The organism is Sporomusa aerivorans (assembly GCF_041428895.1).
Classification (GTDB): Bacteria; Bacillota; Negativicutes; order Sporomusales; family Sporomusaceae; genus Sporomusa; species Sporomusa aerivorans.
This window is the reverse complement of record NZ_CP156926.1, coordinates 5,296,007-5,318,333: the sequence shown is the minus strand read 5'-3', so window position 1 is coordinate 5,318,333 and position 22,327 is coordinate 5,296,007. Positions and strand designations below refer to the sequence as shown.

Annotated in this window: 15 protein-coding genes and 2 riboswitches; all 15 genes read left to right on the top strand. The window is 48.0% G+C overall.

The window, feature by feature from the left end; genetic code table 11:
* The first annotated feature begins 84 nt into the window (after positions 1 to 84).
* A complete protein-coding gene (locus tag SATMO3_RS25445) occupies positions 85 to 2,196 on the top strand; it encodes an AMP-binding protein (protein ID WP_371372959.1) in 2,112 nt (703 codons plus the stop codon).
* Complete coding sequence (gene lplT, locus SATMO3_RS25440; RefSeq protein WP_371372957.1) at positions 2,189 to 3,352, top strand: lysophospholipid transporter LplT; 1,164 nt, start codon at positions 2,189 to 2,191, stop codon at positions 3,350 to 3,352. The genes SATMO3_RS25445 and lplT overlap by 8 nt, the downstream gene beginning before the upstream one ends.
* Positions 3,353 to 3,482: 130 nt before the next feature.
* Positions 3,483 to 3,677: riboswitch (cobalamin riboswitch) on the top strand.
* Between the two features lie 151 nt (positions 3,678 to 3,828).
* Positions 3,829 to 4,869: a nicotinate-nucleotide--dimethylbenzimidazole phosphoribosyltransferase gene (cobT, locus tag SATMO3_RS25435; protein ID WP_371372955.1), complete on the top strand. Its 1,041-nt coding sequence runs from the start codon at positions 3,829 to 3,831 to the stop codon at positions 4,867 to 4,869.
* A complete protein-coding gene (locus tag SATMO3_RS25430; protein ID WP_371372953.1) occupies positions 4,862 to 5,920 on the top strand; it encodes a nicotinate-nucleotide--dimethylbenzimidazole phosphoribosyltransferase in 1,059 nt (352 codons plus the stop codon). The genes cobT and SATMO3_RS25430 overlap by 8 nt, the downstream gene beginning before the upstream one ends.
* 424 nt (positions 5,921 to 6,344) lie before the next feature.
* A complete protein-coding gene (locus SATMO3_RS25425; RefSeq protein ID WP_371372951.1) occupies positions 6,345 to 7,052 on the top strand; it encodes a GntR family transcriptional regulator in 708 nt (235 codons plus the stop codon).
* 117 nt (positions 7,053 to 7,169) lie between these two features.
* Entirely contained in the window at positions 7,170 to 8,255 is a 1,086-nt protein-coding gene (uxuA, locus tag SATMO3_RS25420) for a mannonate dehydratase (RefSeq protein WP_371372949.1), read from the top strand.
* A gap of 70 nt (positions 8,256 to 8,325) precedes the next feature.
* Complete coding sequence (locus SATMO3_RS25415) at positions 8,326 to 9,936, top strand: mannitol dehydrogenase family protein (RefSeq protein ID WP_371372947.1); 1,611 nt, start codon at positions 8,326 to 8,328, stop codon at positions 9,934 to 9,936.
* A 161-nt stretch (positions 9,937 to 10,097) separates the two neighbouring features.
* Positions 10,098 to 12,020, top strand: a complete 1,923-nt coding sequence (locus SATMO3_RS25410) for a PAS domain S-box protein (protein ID WP_371372945.1) — start codon at positions 10,098 to 10,100, stop codon at positions 12,018 to 12,020.
* Between the two features lie 799 nt (positions 12,021 to 12,819).
* Complete coding sequence (locus SATMO3_RS25405; protein WP_371372943.1) at positions 12,820 to 13,161, top strand: hypothetical protein; 342 nt, start codon at positions 12,820 to 12,822, stop codon at positions 13,159 to 13,161.
* 405 nt (positions 13,162 to 13,566) lie between these two features.
* Positions 13,567 to 14,271, top strand: a complete 705-nt coding sequence (locus SATMO3_RS25400) for a trimeric intracellular cation channel family protein (RefSeq protein ID WP_371372941.1) — start codon at positions 13,567 to 13,569, stop codon at positions 14,269 to 14,271.
* 331 nt (positions 14,272 to 14,602) lie between these two features.
* Positions 14,603 to 14,689, top strand: a riboswitch (cyclic di-GMP riboswitch).
* A gap of 130 nt (positions 14,690 to 14,819) precedes the next feature.
* Positions 14,820 to 16,853 carry a methyl-accepting chemotaxis protein gene (locus tag SATMO3_RS25395; RefSeq protein ID WP_371372939.1) on the top strand — a complete coding sequence of 678 codons (2,034 nt, stop codon included), beginning with the start codon at positions 14,820 to 14,822 and terminating at the stop codon, positions 16,851 to 16,853.
* Positions 16,854 to 17,417: 564 nt separating this feature from the next.
* Positions 17,418 to 18,035: a TetR/AcrR family transcriptional regulator gene (locus SATMO3_RS25390; RefSeq protein ID WP_371372937.1), complete on the top strand. Its 618-nt coding sequence runs from the start codon at positions 17,418 to 17,420 to the stop codon at positions 18,033 to 18,035.
* Positions 18,036 to 18,173: 138 nt separating this feature from the next.
* A complete protein-coding gene (locus SATMO3_RS25385; protein ID WP_371372935.1) occupies positions 18,174 to 18,935 on the top strand; it encodes an ABC transporter ATP-binding protein in 762 nt (253 codons plus the stop codon).
* A complete protein-coding gene (locus tag SATMO3_RS25380; RefSeq protein ID WP_371372933.1) occupies positions 18,919 to 21,360 on the top strand; it encodes an ABC transporter permease in 2,442 nt (813 codons plus the stop codon). Before SATMO3_RS25385 ends, SATMO3_RS25380 begins: the two co-directional genes overlap by 17 nt.
* Positions 21,353 to 22,312 (top strand): efflux RND transporter periplasmic adaptor subunit, encoded by a 960-nt coding sequence (locus SATMO3_RS25375; RefSeq protein WP_371372931.1) that lies wholly within the window; start codon positions 21,353 to 21,355, stop codon positions 22,310 to 22,312. Before SATMO3_RS25380 ends, SATMO3_RS25375 begins: the two co-directional genes overlap by 8 nt.
* The last annotated feature ends 15 nt before the right edge of the window (positions 22,313 to 22,327 follow it).

Here is a 22,327-nt window from a genome sequence, read left to right as displayed (position 1 = left end):
TGAAAAGTGTTCAGGAGGAAAAGAAGTAATAGTGATCGCTGTATTGGTACCTGGACTACATTCACGCAAATGAGGGGAGAAATTATGAAAGCTCTACTGAGAATCGTGCTGAAAATATTATTTAGGACCAGATTGATTGGTGGTGAAGGAATTAAGTTTAGCGGCCCGTCGATAATATTACCTAATCATGTATCGTTTCTTGATGCTGTTTTTTTATATGCTTATTTGCCTGCAGGCGTGTGCTTTGTTATTAATACGGCCATTGCCGCGAAGATTAGCTTTGTATTGCGTTGGGTCGATCATATCACCGTTGATCCGCTTAATCCTTATTCGCTGAAAAAAATCGTGGGCATTATTAAGGAAGGCCGTACGGTGGTTCTTTTTCCCGAGGGTCGTATCACGACTACCGGCAATCTAATGAAAGTTTATAGCGGCGTTGGTTTTATTGCTCTAAAAACAGGGGCGGTGCTGCAGCCGGTAATTTTTCGCGGTTTGGAGTTTTCCAAGTTTTCCAGGGTACAAGATAAGGTGAAGTCTCGCTGGTTTCCCAAGGTAAGTATCTATATTGATCAGACAGCGCAACTTAGTGCTGCGCCGGCGAGAAGTTTCCGTCTGCAGAAAAAGGAAATTAGTGACCGCATTCTCGTCTTGTTACAGCAGGCGATGTTTAAGGCCCGCCAGAACCAGGCAGGCAGCACCAACTTATTTGACAAATTGCATGCGGCCGGCAGGCTGCATGGCAGCAGCAAAATCATGGCCGAGGATATAACCGGTACGGTCAGTTATCGACAAGCCATTATTGGCAGTTACATTTTGGGTGGCAGATTAAAGAGCATCTTAGACAAGGAAGAAACTGTCGGCGTTATGCTGCCTAACTCCATCGGTCATGTGTTAGCTTTGTTTTCGCTGTTTTATCTTGCCAAGACGCCGGCTATTCTCAACTTTAGCGCCGGGGCCGCAAACAACATTGACTGCAGTGAAACCGCCGCAGTCAAAACCATTCTTACCTCCCGCACGTTTATCGAAAAAGGAAAGCTTGAGGAATTGGCGGCAAGATTGGCTGACAAGTTCAGGATTATTTACCTGGAAGATGTCAGGGGGGAGATTGGCCTTATTGATAAATTGACAGGCCTATATAAATACCTTAGCGGTGAAAAGGCAGCCGGGGAAGGCAGCCTGATCCTGTTTACCAGCGGCAGCGAGAGCAAACCTAAAGGGGTAGTTCTGCGCCACGAAAATATCCTTGCCAATATTAATCAGGTATCCAGCGTAATAGATTACACGCAGCGGGATAAGATGCTGAATGCGCTGCCGATGTTCCACTCCTTTGGCCTTACAGCCGGCACCTTGTTGCCGGTACTTAATGGTGTTGAAGTATTTCTTTATCCGAGTCCCCTGCACTATAAAATGCTGCCGGAAGTTGCTTATGACCGGAATGTGACCTTGTTGTTGGGTACGCCAACATTCCTGTACGGTTACGCCAAATACGCCCATCACTATGATTTTTACAGTTTGCGCTATGTTTTGGCCGGTGGCGAGAAACTTAAGGACGAGGTACGCCAAATGTGGCAAGATAAGTTTGGTATCCGTATATTTGAAGGTTACGGCACTACCGAGACGGCGCCGGTGTTAAGCCTGAATTCGCCATTGTTCAATCGGGCTGGAACAGTAGGCAGATTCCTGCCCGGTATCGAATACCGTACTGATGCGGTGCCGGGGATTGAAGCCGGCGGCAATCTAATAGTAAAAGGCCCTAATGTCATGGCCGGATATCTGCTGTATGGCAAAGGTTTTATACCGGCGCCGGTATGGTACGATTGCGGCGACATTGTGAGTATTGACAGTGAAGGTTTCGTCAGTATCAAATCGCGGCTCAAGCGCTTTGCTAAAATTTCAGGCGAAATGATTAGTCTGGATGCCGTTGAAAAAGCCGCCGAAAAATGCTTCGGCACCGACCGCAACGCAGCTATTAATGTACCGGATGATAAAAAAGGGGAGAAAATCATACTCTATACGATGCACCCCAATGCTTCCAAACAGGCGCTCCGGGCGTTTATGGGTCAGTCCCGTCAGAGTATGCTGGCAATGCCGGCGGAAGTTATTGTAATGGATAAATTACCTCTGTTGGGCAGCGGTAAAACCGACTATGTCACCCTTAAAGGCTTGGCAGTAAAGGAGGCGCAAGAAGATGCCTAGACTGTCGCCGCTGAGGGCGCTGTTTACCGCTCAATTTCTGTCAGCGTTCGTGGACAACATGATACTATTTATTATTCTAGCCATAATTAGGCGGGATGGTTATCCGGACTTTTACCTTTCTTTTGTACAAACTATTTTTTTAGCCTCTTATATTATGTTATCACCCTGGGTCGGACGTTTGGCCGATAGGAAGCCCAAGGCTGAAGTTCTTATCATTGGCAATATCGTAAAAACCGCCGGTGTGTTGCTATTGTTTGTTGGCTTTGATCCTGCGCTCAGCTATGCGGCCGTAGGCCTGGGGGCGGTTATCTATAGTCCCGCCAAATACGGTATATTACCATTTCTTACCCGCAACGGGGATGAACTGCTTAGAGCCAATGCCGGTCTGGAAAGTTATACAATTCTAGCTATTTTAGCCGGGTCGGTAGCCGGCGGTTTCCTTTCCGATCTGTCCATAACCCTGGCACTGGGAACTTGTGCGCTTTTATATGCCTCATCCATTGGCATTAATATCATCATACCTAAAGACGCGGGTAATAGAAGTATCGGCTACAACCGTGCAATTAGTGAATTTTTTGCAGATACGGCTGTACTCTTGCGTAATCCGCAGAGTCATTACTCCCTGATCGGGACAGGCTCCTTCTGGATGGCTTCGGCTGTGCTCCGGATGATTATCTTTGCGTGGGTACCGCTTACTTTGGGGATAACCAGTGGTACCGCTATCAGTATGATTATCGCTGTTACCGGCGTAGGCATTGCTGTCGGCGCATTGGTTACACCTTATCTGATTAGTATCAGAAACTATCAACGTACCGTTTGGTTCGGTTTGGCGATGGGGTTAGCTATATTAGGATTTCTTAAGATTACCAGCCTGCCGGTAGCCGTAGCCGGGCTGCTTATTGTCGGAGCGCTGGGCGGGATATACATAGTTCCCATGAACGCCTGCCTGCAGCAGGTAGGTCACCATACCATCGGTGCAGGCAAAACCATCGCCGTTCAGAATTTCATGGAAAATACCTTTATGTTTTTAGGAGTCGGCCTGTACACGCTGGCGACCAAAGCAGGGGTTGCAACCAATGTGTGTTTAGGGGCTACGGCTTGTTTTCTGCTGTTTTTGGTTAGTTATATGTTTTGGCTGGTAACTAAAAAAGCGTGATTTTTACACCATTTTGACGGCGATTGTTTTATGTCGGCAACCCCGCCCCCTATGACACTCTGCTGGAAAGTATCATTCAATATATATTGACGCCAGAGCGATTGCTTTGCTATAATGTCCACAGTTAGAGTTACATATGCGCGGTTAAGGTGCCGCCGGTTAACTGCCGGAGGAGAATAGGGAAGTCTGAGTATGGCCAAGCCATACATACGCGCGGGCCCGCCACTGTACCGGAGGAGAACTTGCATTTGCCACTCGTCAAGGGGAAGGCGCAAGCGTCGATGAACCGGGAGCCAGGAGACCTGCCTTACACCGTTTGCCAAACCTTCATGGAAAAGAGGGCTTTTTTGGGTACACCAAAAAAGCCCTTTGTTTTTTACCCACCCGCTCCGGTCGTTGCAAGGAGATACACCGAAGCAATCGCATGTCTTATCTTATACCTACAGCGTAAATCATACAAAACAATGGAGGTTATTATGGATTTATTGCAAGCAACCCTAGCTAAAATCACTGCTCCGGATACCGCCATTATGCAGCAGATACAAGCCCGCCTGGACAGCGTGATTCGTCCGGCAGGCAGTCTTGGCCGGCTGGAACAGATGGTCAGACAATACGCCGGCATAACCGGAGAGCTTGAGCCGCGCCTGCCGCGCAGCTGCATGGTAGTGGCCTCGGCCGATCACGGTGTGGCCCGCCAGGTCGTAAGCGCTTATCCTATAGAGACGACTATGCATATGACTGCCAATTACCTTATCTCCAAAGGGGCCAGTGCCAATGCCTTCGCTAATTTCAGCCAATCAGACATGGTCGTGGTTGACATGGGCGTGGCCGGTGATTTATCCCATGTTCCCGGTCTGTGGCACCGGAAAATTGCTTATGGCACCAGGGATTTTACCCAGGGACCCGCGATGACGCGGGACGAAGCCATACAGGCTATTGAAACCGGTATTGAAATTGTGAACACTAAAGTAGGTGAGGGCGCTACCTGTTTCAGCCTTGGTGAAATGGGGATTGGCAACACAACGGCCAGCGCCGCCATTGTCGGCGCATTCACCGGATTGTCGCCCGAGCAGATCACCGGGCGGGGAACGGGAATCTCAGACAGCCGGCTTGAGGTTAAAATCGGTGTTGTCCGCCGCGCGCTGGAGCTTAATAAACCGGATGCCGGCGACGGACTTGATGTATTGGCCAAGGTAGGCGGGTTTGAAATCGGTGCATTGGCCGGTGTCGTTTTAGGCTGCGCCGCCAACCGCTGCGCTGTGATGATTGACGGACTCAATACCACGGCGGCGGCTTTAATCGCCAACGCCATCCAGCCTGTCTGTCAAAAGTATATATTTGCCTCGCATCTGTCCGGCGAGCCGGCTCACATTATCGCTTTACGCCATCTTAATCTGGAGGCCTGCCTGGATATGGGGGTCCGTCTCGGTGAGGGGATTGGCGCTTCGGTAGCCATTGATATGTTGCGGGCGGCCATTAAATTGCTGGGCACTACAGGAGGTCAGACTCATGCTTAAAGATATTATTGCGGCAATAAAACCTTTGGATGAGCCGGCTATGGAACGCTGCCAGGTGCGTTTGGATAACTTAACCAAGCCGCTTAACAGTTTATATTCTTTCGAGCATATCGTCAGGCAATTGGCGGGAATTACCGGCAATTCCCGCCCGCGCAGCCTGAACAAAAGCATTGTCATTATGGCGGCTGATAACGGAGTGGCGGCTGATTTGGCCTGGAATAAGGCGCAAGTTACGACCCAGCAGCGGATCGCCGGCTTCTGTCAGGGCAGCGCGGCTATTAATGTGTTTGCCGAACATGTCAAAGCTAAGCCGGTTTTAGTGGATATTGGCGTAGCAGTTGATTTGCCGCCGTTGCCTGCTGTACGTCATGAAAAATTGGCCTATGGCACCGGAAATATAACGAAAGGGCCGGCTATGACCAGTGAGCAGGTGCTGCAGGCTGTGCAAACAGGAATCGAAGTTGCCCGGGAAGAAATCGCGCAGGGTGTACAGGTAATTGGTCTGGGCGAAATGGGGACCGCCGGACTGTTACCGGCAGTGGCTGTTACCGCTTGCTACAATGCCAGTGTACTTGCGGAATTATCCGGCTATGAAGCCGAATTGGTCAGTACAGCCCTGGCAGTCAACTCAACCTCTCCCGAGGAACCGCTTGCAGTGTTAAGAAAAGTGGGCAGTTTGACCATGGCCGGCTTGGTTGGCGTTATTTTAGGGGCGGCTGCGGGGCGGGCTGCAATCGTACTGGACGGTCTTGCTACCAGTGCGGCAGCTCTCATAGCCGTCAAGCTGGCGCCGCAAGTGAAAGACTACCTGCTGGGTTCGCATTTCGCCGCTGAGCCGGCGCACCGGGCAGCTTTGGAATTGCTAGAGCTACCGGCCTACCTTAAACTGGACATGAATTTGGGGGAGGGAACCGGGGCGGCGATGGGGATGTCATTGGTTAACGCTTCACTGCATGTTATCAATGATATGAAAACTTTCGGTGAAGCAGAGGTTGCAGTTGCCCAGGACGGACCGGGGGCATTAAAGCAAAGCCATAGTGTCAGGGATTAATACCCAGGAGATACAAAGTATTCAGCCGGCCGAAGACTGGTGGTATGATAACCATCACCGGGTTCCATTGCTTATATACCAGAAGAACTTGTCCGCCAGGAAATAAGGACTATCGGCGGCCAATCGATATTATGCCGACAATCGCCTACCTTATGGGTGTGACTGGCGAGGAATAGGGGCGGTCCGACATGGGGCGCAAGTTGCTCAATACCGGTAAAAATTTTGCCGTGCAGGGCTGGAGATTGCCGATAAAGCTATTAATAGCAGTTATTTTGGTAAGCGGTAGCTGTACGTAGATAGTATGCAGAAGGCGAGTCCCGGCTTCGCGGGTAAAGAGCCTTCTGCATTTTTAATATTGTCAGAATACAATAGATATGCTAGTATGGTAGTATGGTAGAAAACAAAAACGAGGAGGGGTTATGATTTGCTGCTTATCGAACAGAACCCTCAGGAGTCTATTCGTGAATATGTATACAGATTTTTAAAGCTAAACATTATCCATTTAAACCTTCCTCCCGGCCAGAATATATCCGAGCAGGATGTGGCAACGCAATTGCAAGTAAGCCGGACGCCGGTCAGAGAAGCGTTTATTAAGCTGGCGCAGGAGAATTTGCTGGATATTATTCCGCAAAAGGGGACGTATGTTTCTCTCATTGATACGGAGCAGGTGGAAGAATCCAAGTTTGTCCGCGAAACACTGGAGAAGGAAATCATTCAGCATGCCTGTACGCAGTTTCCTGCCGAAGAATTGTTTCAACTGCAATCCTCGTTGGCTTTGCAGGAATTATGTATTAGCGAGAAAAATTATCTCCGTTTTTTTGAATTGGACGAAGCGATGCATGGCATAATTTTCAAGGGCTGCAAAAAAAGCCGTACCTGGAATATGCTGCAGCTTATGAATGCTCACTACAATCGGGTAAGGATTTTGAATTTGAAAGATAAAGCCTTTGAATGGGACCAATTGCTTGTGCAACACCGGGAATTGGTCAGAGCCATAAGTGAGCAGGATATAGTCCTTGGCGCCAAAATTATCGATGTGCATCTTAACAAAGTGGTTGTTGATCTGGAACACTTGCGGGCCGAGCATAGTGATTATTTCATGCAGATAAAACGGCAACCCTTTTCTATATGAATCTAACCCTGGTATATTTCCGGCAAGATGCCAGTAATGCCGTGTAACGCTTGATACCGCTTGGCTGCATCCTGGCTGCCGGCTATAAAATAGGCTCAAAAATAAGGAGGATAAGTTATGCTAATGTCGTTTCGCTGGTATGGTAGTAAGCTGGATAAGATTCCCCTGAGCTATATCAGGCAAATTCCCGGCATGAAAAATGTGGTTAGCGCCATCTATCATATTCCGGTAGGAGAAGTATGGCCTTATGAAGATATTCTGGCGATTAAAAGCCAGATTGAAGCAGCCGGCCTCACTTTTAAGACAGTAGAAAGTGTAAACGTCCATGAGGATATCAAGCTAGGTTTGCCCTCACGGGACCGGTATATCGAAAATTACTGCATTACGCTGAAGAATTTAGCCAAAGCCGGTGTCGAGGTTGTGTGCTACAATTTTATGCCTGTTTTTGACTGGACCCGTACCGAACTGGCAAAGGAATTGCCTGACGGATCAACCGCTCTTTTCTATAATGAAAAAGTAATCAAGGGATTAGAGCCGGCCAAATTAGTAGCCGACATGGAGAAGGGGGCCAACGGGTTTGAACTTCCCGGCTGGGAAAAAGACCGGCTGGCTACCATTAAAAAGTCGTTTGAACTATACCAGGATGTTGATGAAGAGAAGTTGTTCGCCAATCTTAAGTATTTTCTGGCAGGCGTTATTCCCACTGCCGAGGAATGCGGCATCAAGATGGCTATTCACCCGGATGATCCGCCCTGGTCCGTGTTTGGTTTGCCGCGTATAGTAACAAGCAAAGTCAATCTGGAGCGCATAGTCAAACTGGTGGACAGTCCTGCCAACGGTCTGGCCTTGTGCAGTGGCTCACTGGGGGCCAACCCCGCTAATAACATGCCCGAAATTTTTGGCCATTTTGCGAGAACGGGCCGCCTGCATTTTGCCCATGTGCGTAACATCAAAATCTATGAACCGGGTGTATTTAGCGAGGTAGCGCATAAGGCCGACGACTCTTCGCTGGATATGTACGCTATTATGAAAGCGCTCTATGACGCCGACTTTACCGGACCGCTGCGGCCGGATCACGGCAGGATGATCTGGGGTGAAGAGGGCATGCCGGGCTACGGACTCTACGACCGGGCGCTGGGAGCCGTCTATTTGAACGGATTATGGGATGCAATTGACAGATGCGCGAAGGCTCCGGGTATTTGATACTATCCGGAATGAAGACTATGCAAAACTCTGAAGAAACTGTCATTGATTATGGGAAAGGAGCCGTAATGTGCTTACTCTCAGTAAAGAAAGTATAAAGAATGCAGATGCCTGGGAACAGGCAGGTATTGAAACAATCCAGTTTGATTACGAGCAAATGGCTGCTCTAACCAGGGAGAATCCGACCTGGGTCCATTTTGGCGCCGGTAATATTTTTCGTGGATTTATTGCCATGCTGCAGCAAAGGCTGCTAAACGAAGGTACGGTAAAAACCGGGATTGTTGTTGCCGAAACCTATGACCATGAAATTATTGATAAGATTTACGCACCTTATGATAATCTCGGTCTGCTGGCCGTTATGAATACCGACGGCAGCTTAGCGAAAAAGGTTATTGCCAGTCTTAGTGAAAGTCTGGTAGGCGATCCTGCCCGGGCAAAGGACTGGCAGCGGCTCCAGAACATATTTTCCAATCCAGCCTTGCAAATAGCCAGTTTTACCATAACTGAGAAAGGCTATAGCCTAAAAAACGCCGCCGGTGATTATAGTGCCGAGGTTCAATCTGATATGACAAGCGGGCCGGAGAAGCCCAAGCATGTTATGGCCAGAATTGCCTCGCTGGCTTATACCCGTTATAAGAGCGGACAATACCCGCTAGCCTTTGTTAGTATGGATAACTGCTCCCATAATGGGGATATCCTGCATAATTCCTTGGCCGCCTTTGCTGAAACATGGCATGAAAATGGCTTGGTGGAAAAGGGATTTGTCAGTTATATAAACAACCCCGACAAGGTATCTTTCCCCTGGAGCATGATTGATAAAATAACTCCCCGGCCGGCCGAAACAGTTAAAAATGCCTTAACTCAGGCCGGGTTCGCCAATACCGAAATTCTCTGCACTCAGAAAAATACATTTATAGCACCCTTTGTCAACGCTGAAAAATCGGAATACCTGGTTATTGAAGACCAATTTCCCAATGGTCGTATGCCGCTTGAGCAGGCCGGTGTGATTTTTACCGACCGGGAAACTGTGGACCGGGTTGAAAAGATGAAGGTATGCACTTGCCTGAATCCTCTGCATACAGCGTTGGCCGTATTTGGCTGTCTGCTTGGATATACGCTTATAGCTGATGAGATGCAGGATCAGGAGCTGAGACGGCTGGTAGAGAAGGTAGGTTATCAGGAAGGTATGCCGGTAGTTGTTAATCCTGAGATTATTGATCCCGCGGCTTTCATAAAAGAAGTAATCGAAGTTAGATTCCCCAACCCGAATATCCCGGATACTCCTCAGAGAATAGCCACAGACACCTCGCAAAAGGTGGGAATACGGTTTGGCGAGACAATTAAGGCGTATTGCGGGCGTTCAGATCTAGATATAAAAACGCTGACGTATATTCCTTTGGTTATTGCGGGTTGGTGCCGCTATCTGCTGGGGGTGGACGATCAGGGGCAAGCAGTGCTATTAAGCCCGGACCCGTTACTGGGTACACTGCAAAATCATCTTAGCTCAGTTCGCTTGGGAGACGTTAACTCCGTTGGTGATCAGTTAAGGCCGATTTTGTCTAACAAAGAGATTTTCGGATCAGACTTGTATCAAATCGGTCTGGGAGAAAAGATTGAAGGCTATTTTACAGAAATGATAACAGGACCTGGTGCTGTACGATCAACTTTAAAGAAATATTAAGCAAGAGCTCGAGTGCGGAAGAATATGCCAGCTACTCGAGCTTTTTTACGTTAGGATGGTTCTTTAACTTCATGGATAATATTGGAATTCAAAAGGAAAAATTAAGTTTATGAGGAAATATATAGAAGTAAAGTTTTCAATAGAATTGCGGGAGAAGCGATATGGAGTTAGAAGACAAGCTGTTTTTAATCGAAGAGATAAATAAACTGCGGCAGCGGGTTCATTTACTGGAACAAGAAAACGCCGGTCTAAGGCGGGCGTTATCGGAAAGTGATGAGAAGCTGAGCACCTTGGTATCTGCAGCTCCCGATTTGATTTGCTTTAAAGATAAAAATGGCAGATGGATTGAAACCAATGCTTTTACATTAAATCTGTTTGGTTTGCATAATTGCGAGTACAAAGGTAAAACAGATTCGGAGCTTGTAAATGTGTGCAAGAATTATCCGGACTTACTCAACCTCTGTATTTCCACTGACAGGTTAGCGTGGCAGAAGGGTGAAACGATACGTGTGGAAGAGGAAGTAGTCAGGCAGGATGGAAGAGCAATAACCTTTGATGTTATTAAGGTGCCTATCTATTATCCTGACGGCTCTCCTAAAGCACTCATCGTTATGGGAAGAGATGTTTCATCGCTAAAGGAAAATGAGAAACGTCTGCGACTTATTTTGGAAAATGCTCCTGTTATGATGCTTGCCGTGGATGAAACCGGCCAAATAGTGGCCTGGAATAAAGAATGCGAACGGGTAACCGGTTTTACTTATGACGAAATTGTTAATAACCGGCAAGCCTATTTAATGCTTTTTCCCGATCCGGTCTATTGGGAGTATATAATCCAGCTTTTTGTCTCTCGGGGGGCTGGTTTCCGGGATCTGGAAATTACTCTGAACTGCAGGGACGGTAGTAAAAAGGTTATTTCCTGGTTTAGTATTTCAGACAGATTTCCGGTAACTGGCTGGAAGCTATGGACTTTTGGCGTAGATATAACTGCCCGCAAGCAGATGGAAGAAATGCTCGAACGACAGCAAAAGGAATTTAAAAGCCTGGCGGAAAACTCACCAGATGTGATTATTCGTTTTGACAAGAATTTTAATTATCTGTATATCAACCAAGTCATAACAAGGTATACCGATATTGAGCCCACTATGTATATAGGCAAAAGTTTGGGAGAGATGGCATTAAATGCCGACTCTGCCACTACCGCAAGGATTTGGGAGAATGCAGTGGCAAGTGTTATTAAAACCAAAAAAACAGTCACCATTGAGTCAAAGCTTAAACTGCAGCCGTTCGCCAATCAGCTCATTTTTTATCACGCGCGTTTTATCCCCGAATTTACTGATAATGGGACTGTGGAATCGGTGCTTTGTATCATTCAGGATACTACGGAGAAGAAGATTTTGGAAAGGGAACTAGGGAGATTGGAGCGGCTGAATGTGGTTGGGGAGATGGCCGCCAGTATCGGGCATGAGGTTCGTAATCCCATGACTACGGTCCGTGGCTTTTTGCAAATGCTGACTAAAAAAACAGACTGCAGGCAATATGCCGAATATTTTGCAATTATGATTGAAGAATTGGATAGGGCTAATGCGATCATATCCGAATTTCTGGCTCTGGCTAAAAATAAGGCTATTCACAGAGAATTATGCAATCTAAACGAAATAATTAATAATATGGTACCGCTACTGGAAGCAGATGGTTTAATGGCAAATAGATATATAAAAACCTGTTTGGCTGATATACCGGCATTGCTTATTGATCAAAAAGAAATTCGCCAATTGCTGCTGAATCTGGTGCGAAATGGTATGGAGGCTACGCAAGCCGGCGGAACGGTGACAATACGGACATATTTTGAGGAAAATGACATTGTATTAGCAGTGAAAGACGAAGGCTATGGTATAACACCGGAAATTGTCGATAAAATAGGAACGCCGTTTTTTACCACCAAGGAGCAGGGTACCGGCCTGGGGCTCGCCGTATGCTACAGTATCGCCCAACGGCATAATGCAATGATTAAATACGATACAAGCCCGGCGGGTACCACTTTTTTTGTTGCTTTTCATGCAGCCGGCCAGGACTGTTTTACCTAAAAATAATGCCTCAACATGTGTTTATAGCACAGGTTGAGGCATTATTTCTGACAGTTTGAAGTAAGAGAATTTATCATAATGCAGCACTCAGCTAATTAAAAATAAAGGGCATCATGATCATTAAGGATATGATAGCAAGACATTGCATTAACTCTTTCAAATTCGTGCTCCTTTCCAGTGCTATATATGATCAATTAAATCAATATAACGACCACGTAAATAATTAATATTAGTTAGAATATTAATGTATAAAACATCCTGAGTCAATAAAAATTTGAAAATTATTGAAGAAATTGCCTGTTGATATACATTAATTTGTAATTTGGTGGAAAAATGTCGTGCTTATACAATATAGCAGTTTTGTTGCCCATTAAGGTATCTTTCAGGCAAAATGATTGGTATAGCAGCAATAAATTGTTCAGACGATACCAATACAAAAGTGGTCCTAATAGTTGAAGAGACTTTGGACCTATAATTTTCTTCCAATAAATATACGATATATATGTATATATTGAAATAATATGCCATAGGCGCTGCATTTACTATTTATCCTGTGACTAACCCGCTCTAAGACTCCCCTTCTGTAGTGGGAGTAAGAGCGGATAAGTCCCGGGATAAGGGCAACTAACCTTCAGATGGGGTTAAAACCCACCTGAAGCTAAATTTACTTTAGTGTGATCAGTCCCCTCAGACATTCCGGGCAGGTAGTGTTCGTTTACCGCCATAACTGTTAACCGCCTGGGGAGAATTAATTGAGACGTCGCTACCCGGCGGGACATTCTATAGGAGGATATTTTTTATGAAAAAATTAGTACTGCCAGTTATTCTGGTTTTGACGTTGATTGTTTTTTCCGGGCTTGCTTCGGCTGCCGGCCTGACAATTATCAATAAAACAGGTTTTGATATTTGTGAAATGCATTTTGTAGCAGGCGATGAAAGCTATTGGGGTGATAATGTTCTGAAGAGGACTGCGATCTTAAATGACGAGACGGTAACTGTTAATTGGGATAAAGGTGATAAAAGCCTTTGGAACATCATGGTAGTGGATGAGCATAACCGCAAGTTTTACTGGTGGAAACTAAACTTAAATGAGGGAACACGTATTATTTTAAAACCGGACAGAACAGCGGCTTTCCAATAGGCTGTCAGTGAGAATTAAAAAGTACAGCAACAACAAAGAGTAAAAACGACATTGGTGACAATGTCGTTTTTACAATACAAATTGCCAATCTTTTAAACAAAAAAGAAACTATATACTTGTCAGGCCGCGGATCCTTCTCTGGCAAGACTAGGAAAGCAATTAAAATTTCCCGGGAAATTGTCGAAATCTCCGGAACGGGCAGATATCACCCTGGAATCAGCGCAAAGCAGTGTAGGCTGACTCAATATTCATATTAGCCTTCTTTAGGGTTGATTATTCGCAGTGCATGAGCCATCACTATATAAGAAGAGATGGGAAATTAGTGCCTGCATATAACACATTTTTGCAAGTTGTGTAAATATCGTGGATATTTTTTAGGTTCAGGCTGACATTTTTGGCGAAGGTGTGATAAAATTAACAAATGTACTAGCAGCAGATTATACGCAGAAAGAGGACGATGTAATGACCGCCTGGAGTATATTCGAAATTATGGGGATAATAGCTTTTGCCGTATCAGGAGCATTAACCGGTATTCAAAAGCGGCTGGATGTTTTTGGCGTGCTGGTGCTGGCGGTGACAACAGCCATTGGCGGCGGGGTGCTACGGGATGCTATAATTGGTAATACACCGCCGTTGACGTTTCGAGATCCGACTTTTTTTATAATTAGCGCTCTGGCTACCATTGCCGTCTTTTTCACCTACCGGTGGCTGGATCGGTTCAAATACACCATTCAAATATTTGATGCCATCGGCCTTGGCGCCTTTACCGCCACCAGCGCCAAGCTTGCCCTGCAGCATAACCTGGATTCGCTGCTTATTGTTACGACAGTAGCTGTTATCACAGGCATAGGCGGCAGCGTCATGCGCGATGTGTTTGTAAAGGAGATTCCTTATGTCTTCCGGCAGGAAGTTTATGCCATAACCACTATCGTAGGCGCTATGGCTTTATACTATTCGCAGGCTTATTTTGCAGGCAATATACCTTTGTATCTTTGTTTTTGCATTACGACAGGACTGCGAATTTGCTGTATTAAGTACGGCTGGAATTTCCCCGTGCTAGGTATGGACTCTAAACGGACCGTGTCCGGCGGCCGGGATTCAGGCCGCTGATTAGCGGAGGTTTCCGGTGGAACCTATTTAGCCGGCTTGAAATTAATAAGCTTAATAAAAAAGTAATATGTCAAGTGTATTATTATACTGGTAGTATTCGTGGATACTACCAGTTTTAGTTTGACAAGAAATTCGGGATTTTAAAATATTCTAAAATTAAAAGTGAAAATATTGTCGAATGCATTGTCGAAACATATAATTATTTGCTATAATATACTAAATTATTGCTCGTTTTGACAAGAAAGTTAACTAGTGGTATTGACTAATTTAATAATTGGGCATTTAATGTGAGTAATGATTCTCTCATTTTATTGTATTGAAAACCCATAAAAAGAATACTGGGCAAACTATCCGAAAGGTTAGGACGCAAAGCCATGGGTCTAAAGAGGTGATAATCTATGATTGCCAGGTTGCTCTAATCAACTAACGAGATACTTCGTCAGTATTGGCAGCCGTCAACCTGACGTTTTTTTTATGTTAACGGGCTATTATACATATGTGATCTACGAATAAGTCACTGAATAAATATGAAGGAGTCATAACAGCATATGAAAATTACTAAAATTCAAACAAGGCTACTGATTATTTTATTGCCTCTCATTGTGGCAGTACTAGGGGCGCTGGCAGGACTCAGTTATTATCTTTCGACAAAGGCCCTTGTTCAGAGTGTTGACGAAACAGCTATGGCGATAGGTACCGATTATGCCAATCGTGTGCAGAGTGATATGGAAAAAATGTTATTTCAATTGGAGGACTTGGCTAGTACGCCAAATGTCCGCAGTGGTGCCGACAAAGCGCAGATTGTGCAGGCTATGGCCGAGACACAAACCCGCCTGGGCACTTTTGATGTTATGATTTTTGCTACGCCTGACGGCGCAGGAGTTTCTAATAAAGGCGCTGCTGCTACGTACAGTGACCGCGATTATTTCAAGCAGGTTATTTCCACAGGCAAATCGGTTGTTTCAGATCCCTTAGTCTCAAAGGCAACCGGGAAACTTGCAGTCGCTTTAGCCGTGCCGGTCACCAATAACGGACAATTGACCGGGGTTTTGATCGGAACATTTTCAATGGATCGTTTGAGCAATATGATTAAAGAAGTGAAATTCCTGGACACCGGCTATGGTATGTTGGCTGATAATAGCGGCGTGTTGATTGCTCATCCTAAAAGACCCGAACTCGCCGGTAAATTGAGCCTGCTTGCCAAGCAAATTAATCCCGAGCTGAAGCTGGCGCAGTCTGAACTGGATGAACGGCTGATAAATATATTTAAACAGGCGGCAGACTCAGGCAAACAGGGACGGGGGATTTACTCTTTTGTTGACGATGTGACCAGGATTGCCGTATCTACCCCGTTAGACCTGCCTGGCAACCAGCGCTGGATCATGCTGGTTGCGGCGCCGGAAGCAGAAGCTACTAAAGCGACAGATGCTTTGGCGCGTGCCATCCTTATTCTTTCCGTTGTTTGTTTAATTATCGCTGTTGCAGCTATTGTTGTGATTGCCAGACATATTGCCAAACCGATTGCCGTGATTCGGGATGAATGCCTGCTGTTGGCGCAGGGTGACTTAAGGGAACGGGCGGCCAAGGTTTCTTCGGAGGATGAAATCGGTCAGCTGGCGCAGGGCTTCCGGGAAATGAGGACGCAGCTACGGACACTGATTGCCAAAGTGCACTCACAAGCCGAACAATTGGCCGCTTCCAGTGAAGAATTGACTGCCAGCGCCGAGCAGTCTGCGCAGGCAGCAACCCAGGTAGCCGTCTCGATTACAGAAGTAGCAACAGGAGCAGGTGAGCAGTTGGCAGCTTCGCATGGAGCTACCGGTGTCGTGCAGGAAATGTCGGCCAGTATTCAGCAGGTTGCGGCCACTACCAATGAGGTGGCCGGCCAGTCCGCCCAGGCGGCAGCCAAAGCCAATGAAGGCAGTAATTCGGTAAACAAAGCGGTAACTCAAATGATCCAAATCGAAAGTACTGTCAATGCCTCGGCCAAGGTAGTAGCTGAACTGGGTGAGCGGTCAAAAGAAATTGGGCAGATTGTTGGTACCATTGCCGGCATCGCCGGCCAGACCAATTTGCTGGCGCTTAATGCGGCCATTGAGGCGGCGCGGGCTGGCGAGCAGGGACGCGGTTTTGCCGTGGTTGCGGAAGAAGTCCGTAAACTGGCTGAACAGTCGCATTCCGCTACAGAGCAAATTGCCAACCTGATTGGCGGTATCCAGGGTGATACCGATAAAGCCGTACAAGCCATGGATGAAGGTACTAAAGAAGTTAAGCTGGGCGCGGAAGTTGTCACTGCAGCCGGACAGGCATTCGAGGAAATTGTGGTGTTAGTCACCCAGGTGTCGGCACAGGTGAGGGAGATAACGGTAGCCATTGATCAAATGGCGAATGGCAGTCAACAGATTGTCGGCGCCGTCAATCAGATCGATGAATTGAGCAAAAAGGCAGCCGGGGAGGCGCAAACCGTATCGGCTGCTACCGAGGAACAATCCGCGTCTATGGAAGAAATAGCCGCCTCCAGCCAGAGTTTGGCGCGATTGGCAGGCGAGTTGCAGGAAGCGGTCGGCAAGTTTCAGATTTAAGCCAGACATAATAGTAAAAAACCTCCTATGATAGGCCAAAGCCTGTCATAGGAGGTTTTTCCTTGCGAGATTTACGCCGGAGAATCCGAAGGTTATCTTTATTCTTTCGGCGCCACCGGTTTTCCCACCCGGACCGGCAGGCTGTCGTCGGTTCTACGAATAACCAGGCATTGCTCCCGGCGGTCATCCTCCATAATTTATATTGATACAAACGGCCGAAATTGGCTCTGGCAGTATTGCGTGATATTTTATTTATCGTTTAATCAATAATTAACAGACGGTTAACACAAACTGCTTCACAATATGACATAATATAAACAACCATTATCTTTGCTTGACTCTCCTCTCTCCTACAACTTAATATAGAAGATTTTAGCCGCTCCTTACTGGAGCGGCTAAAATGATATAATGGCAATATTTGCTGTTTGGATGGTACGCGCCGGATGCTGTTTAATATTGACCAGATATTGTTGACACTGTAAAATACTTACTTTAAAATAAATACCGACGGTAGGTATCTTAATTTATGAAAATAGAAGACTTTTGAGAAACGGAGTTTTGGCAGTGACGAAAAAAGCCCCTAAAGAACAGCGGATGGAAGATATTATTGAAGCGGCGGTTACTGAATTTTTAGCAAAAGGGTACGAAGGAGCTTCCATGCAGGCTATTGCCGCCCAGGCCGGTCTGACCAAAGGCGGCTTATATTACCACTACAAAAGCAAAGATGAGATTTTGTTGGCAGCCAACGGCAAATATTTTGAGCCGGTGCTGGAATTTATCCACAAGGCAGAAACGATGTCCTGCCCGGTGGCAGGATTGCGCTATTTTGTATCTGCTTATCTGCAATACTGGGGAAGTCATCCCCGGGAAATGACTTTTATTCTACTGTCCTTGTCCAAAATTCTGGCTTGTGCTGATATGTGGCCGCTCATTAATACCTACACTAACGATATGATTTCCTTTTATGAAAGATTATTTGCCAAGGGATTAACCCAGGGGAAATTTCGCGAACACCAGCCGCGCAGTCAGGCTACCGCCCTATTTGCTGCTTTGGACGGGGCAACGCCTTACCTGCTTATCAGTCAGCAGCTATCGGTTGAGAGTGTGGCTAAAGACCTGGAGGGCACATTTATCCGACAACTAACCCGCTCTAAGACTCCCCCTTCTATAAGTGGGAGTTAAGAGCGGCTAAGTCCCTGGATAAGGGCGACTAACCTTCAGATGGGTTCAAAACCCCACCTGAAGCTAAGTCTACTTTATTACTGCACTCACAAGTCACGCCTGAAGAAGTACCGGGCGAATAAAAAGACGGAGGACATTATGCTTGCAAAGTGGTTGTCCGGACTAATGGCCGTTGATTTACCGCAGCCCCGAATCGGGGGAGCGGCGGTTGAAATGGCAGAGGTCCGCAAGACATATATAACCGGCGCCGGTGAATTTGAAGCGTTAAAAGGCATCAATCTGACGGTGGCGGCCGGCGAGTTTGTCGCGGTTGTGGGGAAATCCGGCAGCGGCAAATCGACGCTGATCAATATGATCACCGGCATTGACCGGCCTACCGGCGGTGAGGTCTGGGTGGCCGGCATGCCGGTTCATACCCTGAATGAGAACCAGATTGCCGTCTGGCGGGGACGGACGGTAGGCGTGGTATTCCAATTTTTCCAGCTGTTGCCTACATTGACAGTACTGGAAAATGTTATGCTGCCCATGGATTTTTGCAGTATGTTTGACCGGTCCGAAAGACCGGCAAGAGCTTTGAAACTTTTAGAACTGGTGGGAGTGCATGAACAAGCTCATAAGCTGCCGGCCAATTTGTCTGGAGGACAGCAGCAGCGGGTGGCTATCGCCCGGTCATTGGCCAATGACCCGCCTCTGTTGGTAGCCGATGAGCCGACAGGCAATCTGGACAGTCGCACGGCTGCCGCCGTTATTGACTTTTTCAAAGAATTGGCAGCCGGCGGCAAAACCATACTAATGGTTACCCATGACAATGATCTGGCCCGCCGCAGCGGCCGGATTGTGACGGTTTATGACGGTCAGGTAATGTCAGACAGGAATGCGGAGAATGGCAGCAGTGTTTAGCTACTCATTCTTAAAGCCGCGATGGCGCAAAGTGCTGGCCGATTTGTGGGGGAATAAGCTGCGGACCCTGCTGGTGGTATTGTCTATCGCCGTTGGCGTATTTGCGGTTGGCATGGTCTATAGCGCTTATCTTATGTTTGAACGGGACCTGGATATAAGCTGGCGGTCGGCGGCGCCGGCCAGCGCCAGTCTGTATGCCGATCCCTTTGACCAGGAACTGGTTGACAGTGTCCGCAGCCTGCGCGGCGTAAAAGAGGCCGAAGGCCGGCGCAATGTTGATTTAAGAGTACGGACCGCCGGCGGGGAGTGGCGGCAGATGTTTCTCACAGCCATTCCCGACTATAGCAAACAAAAGGTTAATATTATCAAAAGCCAGACAGGCGCATGGCCGCCGGGCGACGGGGATGTCTTGCTGGAGCGCTCTTCGCTTGCTGAACTGGGTGTATCCATAGGCGGCAGTATTCAGGTGGAAACTTCGGCCGGGCGTAAGCGTACGCTTAAAGTTACCGGCACAGTGTATGATCCCAGTCAGGTTCCCAGCATGTTCAGCGGCCGCTCTTACGGCTATATCAATATGGATACCCTCGAGAAGCTGGACGAAGAACGCCGGCTGGACCAGGTGAATTTTGTCGTTGAGCCCTGGGTGCTTAAAGGCAAGGAAACAGCGCCGGTTGAAGCCATCGGCCGGCGGGCCTGGAGCAAGCTGGAACAAGGCGACACAACGGTGTTCTGGCTGCAGGTAAACAAACCGGGCGAGCATCAGCTGCAAAGTATTATTAATGCCCTCCTCATGCTGTTGACTGTACTGGGGGTACTGTCGCTGTTATTAGGCACGTTTCTGCTGGTGAATACGGTATCGGCCATCTTAACCCAGCAGGTTCGCCAGGTCGGGATCATGAAGGCCATCGGCGCCAGGCGTGACCAGATTCTAAGGATGTATCTGGCTATGGTGGGCGTTTACGGAGTGTTGGCGTTGGTGGTGGCCGCCCCGTTAGGAGCGCTGGCGGCCAGTGCGGTGACCGGATTTATGGCCCAGGTCTTTAATTTTGATTCCGGCGGTTTGGAACTGCCGCCCAAAGTGCTGTTGCTGGAAGTCGCCGCTGCAGTGGGTGTGCCGGTTTTGGCCGCCGTTTGGCCGGTGTGGCGCGGGACGGGGATAACTGTCCGGGAGGCGATCAGTGATTACGGTATTGGCAGTGCGACCGGCAAAGGTAAGCTGGACCGCTGGGTCGACAGACTGCTGGAAAAGTTAAGAGGCCTGTCCCGGCCCGTCCTGCTCTCGCTCCGGAATACCTTTCGCAGAAAATGGCGTCTGGCTCTCACCTTGCTGACACTGACCGTGGCCGGAACTGTGTTTATGGCGGTATTCACTATTCGTTCGTCACTCTATTCTACCCTGGATGAAGCCCTTGACTATTTCCGTTACGATATCTCGGTGGGATTTACCGAAAACTACCGCGCTAGCCGGATCGAACATGAAATTCTCCAAGTTCCCGGTGTTAAAGCGGCTGAGTCCTGGGGTTTCACTTCCGGACGGATACTGCAGAGTGAACGCAAGGAAGCGGAAGATGACGCCAGTAAAAATGTGTTCATTCTGGCGCCGCCGGTCGGAACCAGGATGATCCAGCCCAAAATTGTCGAGGGGCGCTGGCTTGTACCTGAGGATGAAAGCGCGCTTGTAGTTAATACGGAGACTTTAAAGGATAGTCCTCAACTTAGAATAGGCAGCCCTGCGATCATAAAAATAGGCACCCGCAAACTTAAATTTACTGTAGTCGGTATTGCCCAAAGTACGCTGACCGGGCCGCTGGTATACGCGCCATATCCCTGGCTTACCGGCGCTATCCAGGAAGCCGGCGGGGCAAGATCGGTTCAGATCGTGGCTCAGTCGGACAATCCCCGGGAACAAACCGAGCTAGGCAGAAAACTGGAAGAACACCTTAAGAAAAACAATTTGCGGGTGCAAAATGTCGATATTACCTGGGAACAGAAAGAGCGTATCCGCTCCCAGTTTGACATACTGACAGTGTTTTTGCTGATTATGGCCATCCTGCTGGCGATAGTAGGCGCTTTAGGCCTGATGGGCACAATGGGAATTAATGTGCTGGAACGAACCCGGGAAATTGGCATTATGCGGGCTATTGGCGCTTCCAGCACCGCCATTGGCAGGATTTTTGTCGTGGAGGCGCTCTGTATTGGCGTCTTAAGCTGGCTGTTAGGCGTACTGTTAGCCCTGCCGGTAGCTGCTTTGCTCAGCTACCAGGTGGGAGTCATGTTTCTGCAAAGTCCGCTGACATTCTCGTTTAGCTTTCTGGGAGTAGGCATTTGGCTGGTGCTTTCGGCTTTGCTTTCGGTCGCGGCCAGTCTGATTCCGGCCCGTAATGCAGCCAGGCTCAGTGTGCGGGAGGTATTAGGCTATGAATAAGGGAAACGGAGAGGATGTAATGGAGACTGGACGGTTGGGAAGAGGATCAGGCTGGCTTAAGCGTCACTGGTTAGTGACCGTGGTTGTCCTGCTCGTTATAGGCGCCGGCGGCTGGTGGTTTACTGCCGGACGGCAGGGGGACAAAAAAGAGATTGCTCCGGTAAAAGCCGATAACCGGGTATTGGCCGAGGGCATTGTGTTTCCTGTACGGTATGCGCAAATGGTTATGCCTGTTGAAGGCACTATCGGTGAGGTATTGGTAGTGGAGGGCGATATGGTAAAAGCCGGTCAGCCAATCCTACGTCTGGTCCGGCAGGATTATCAGGCGCGGGTTGGCAGTACCCGCGCCGATATCAGCCGTGCTTCCGCCGCGCTGGAACAGGCCCGGGTCAATTTAGCCGATGCCGAGCGGGAACTTACGCGGCAGCAGCGCCTGCAAGCGGCCGGTGCTACATCACGGCAGCAGTACGATCAGGCGAAAACGGCAGTGGACAGAAACCGGGCAGCGCTGGCCCAGGCGCAGGCCGAACTGCAAACCCAGGAGGCCCGGCTTGCCGAGTCCGAGGGGCTGCTTGATAAAACTGAAATAAAAGCAGCTATAAGCGGCAAGGTGGCTTTTCTGGATGTAAAAGTCGGAGAGCATGCCGCTGTCGGCAGCGTATTGGTACGGATCGCCGACGAAAGCGCCTGGGAAATTCGCAGTGACGACCTGACTGAACTTACTGTCGCCAGAGTAAAAACAGGTGATCAGGTTGCTTTAACGTTTGATGGCATTCCCGGTCTGGAAATTCCGGGTAAGGTTAAAAGCATCAGACCGTACGGTGAAAAAAAACGCGGCGATATTACGTATACTGTTACTATTGCGCCTGAGCGCTGGGATGAGCGAATCCGCTGGAATATGACAGCACAGCTTGCCATTACGCCTTCGGGTATAGCTACTAACTCGCTCTAGACTCACCTCTTCCAC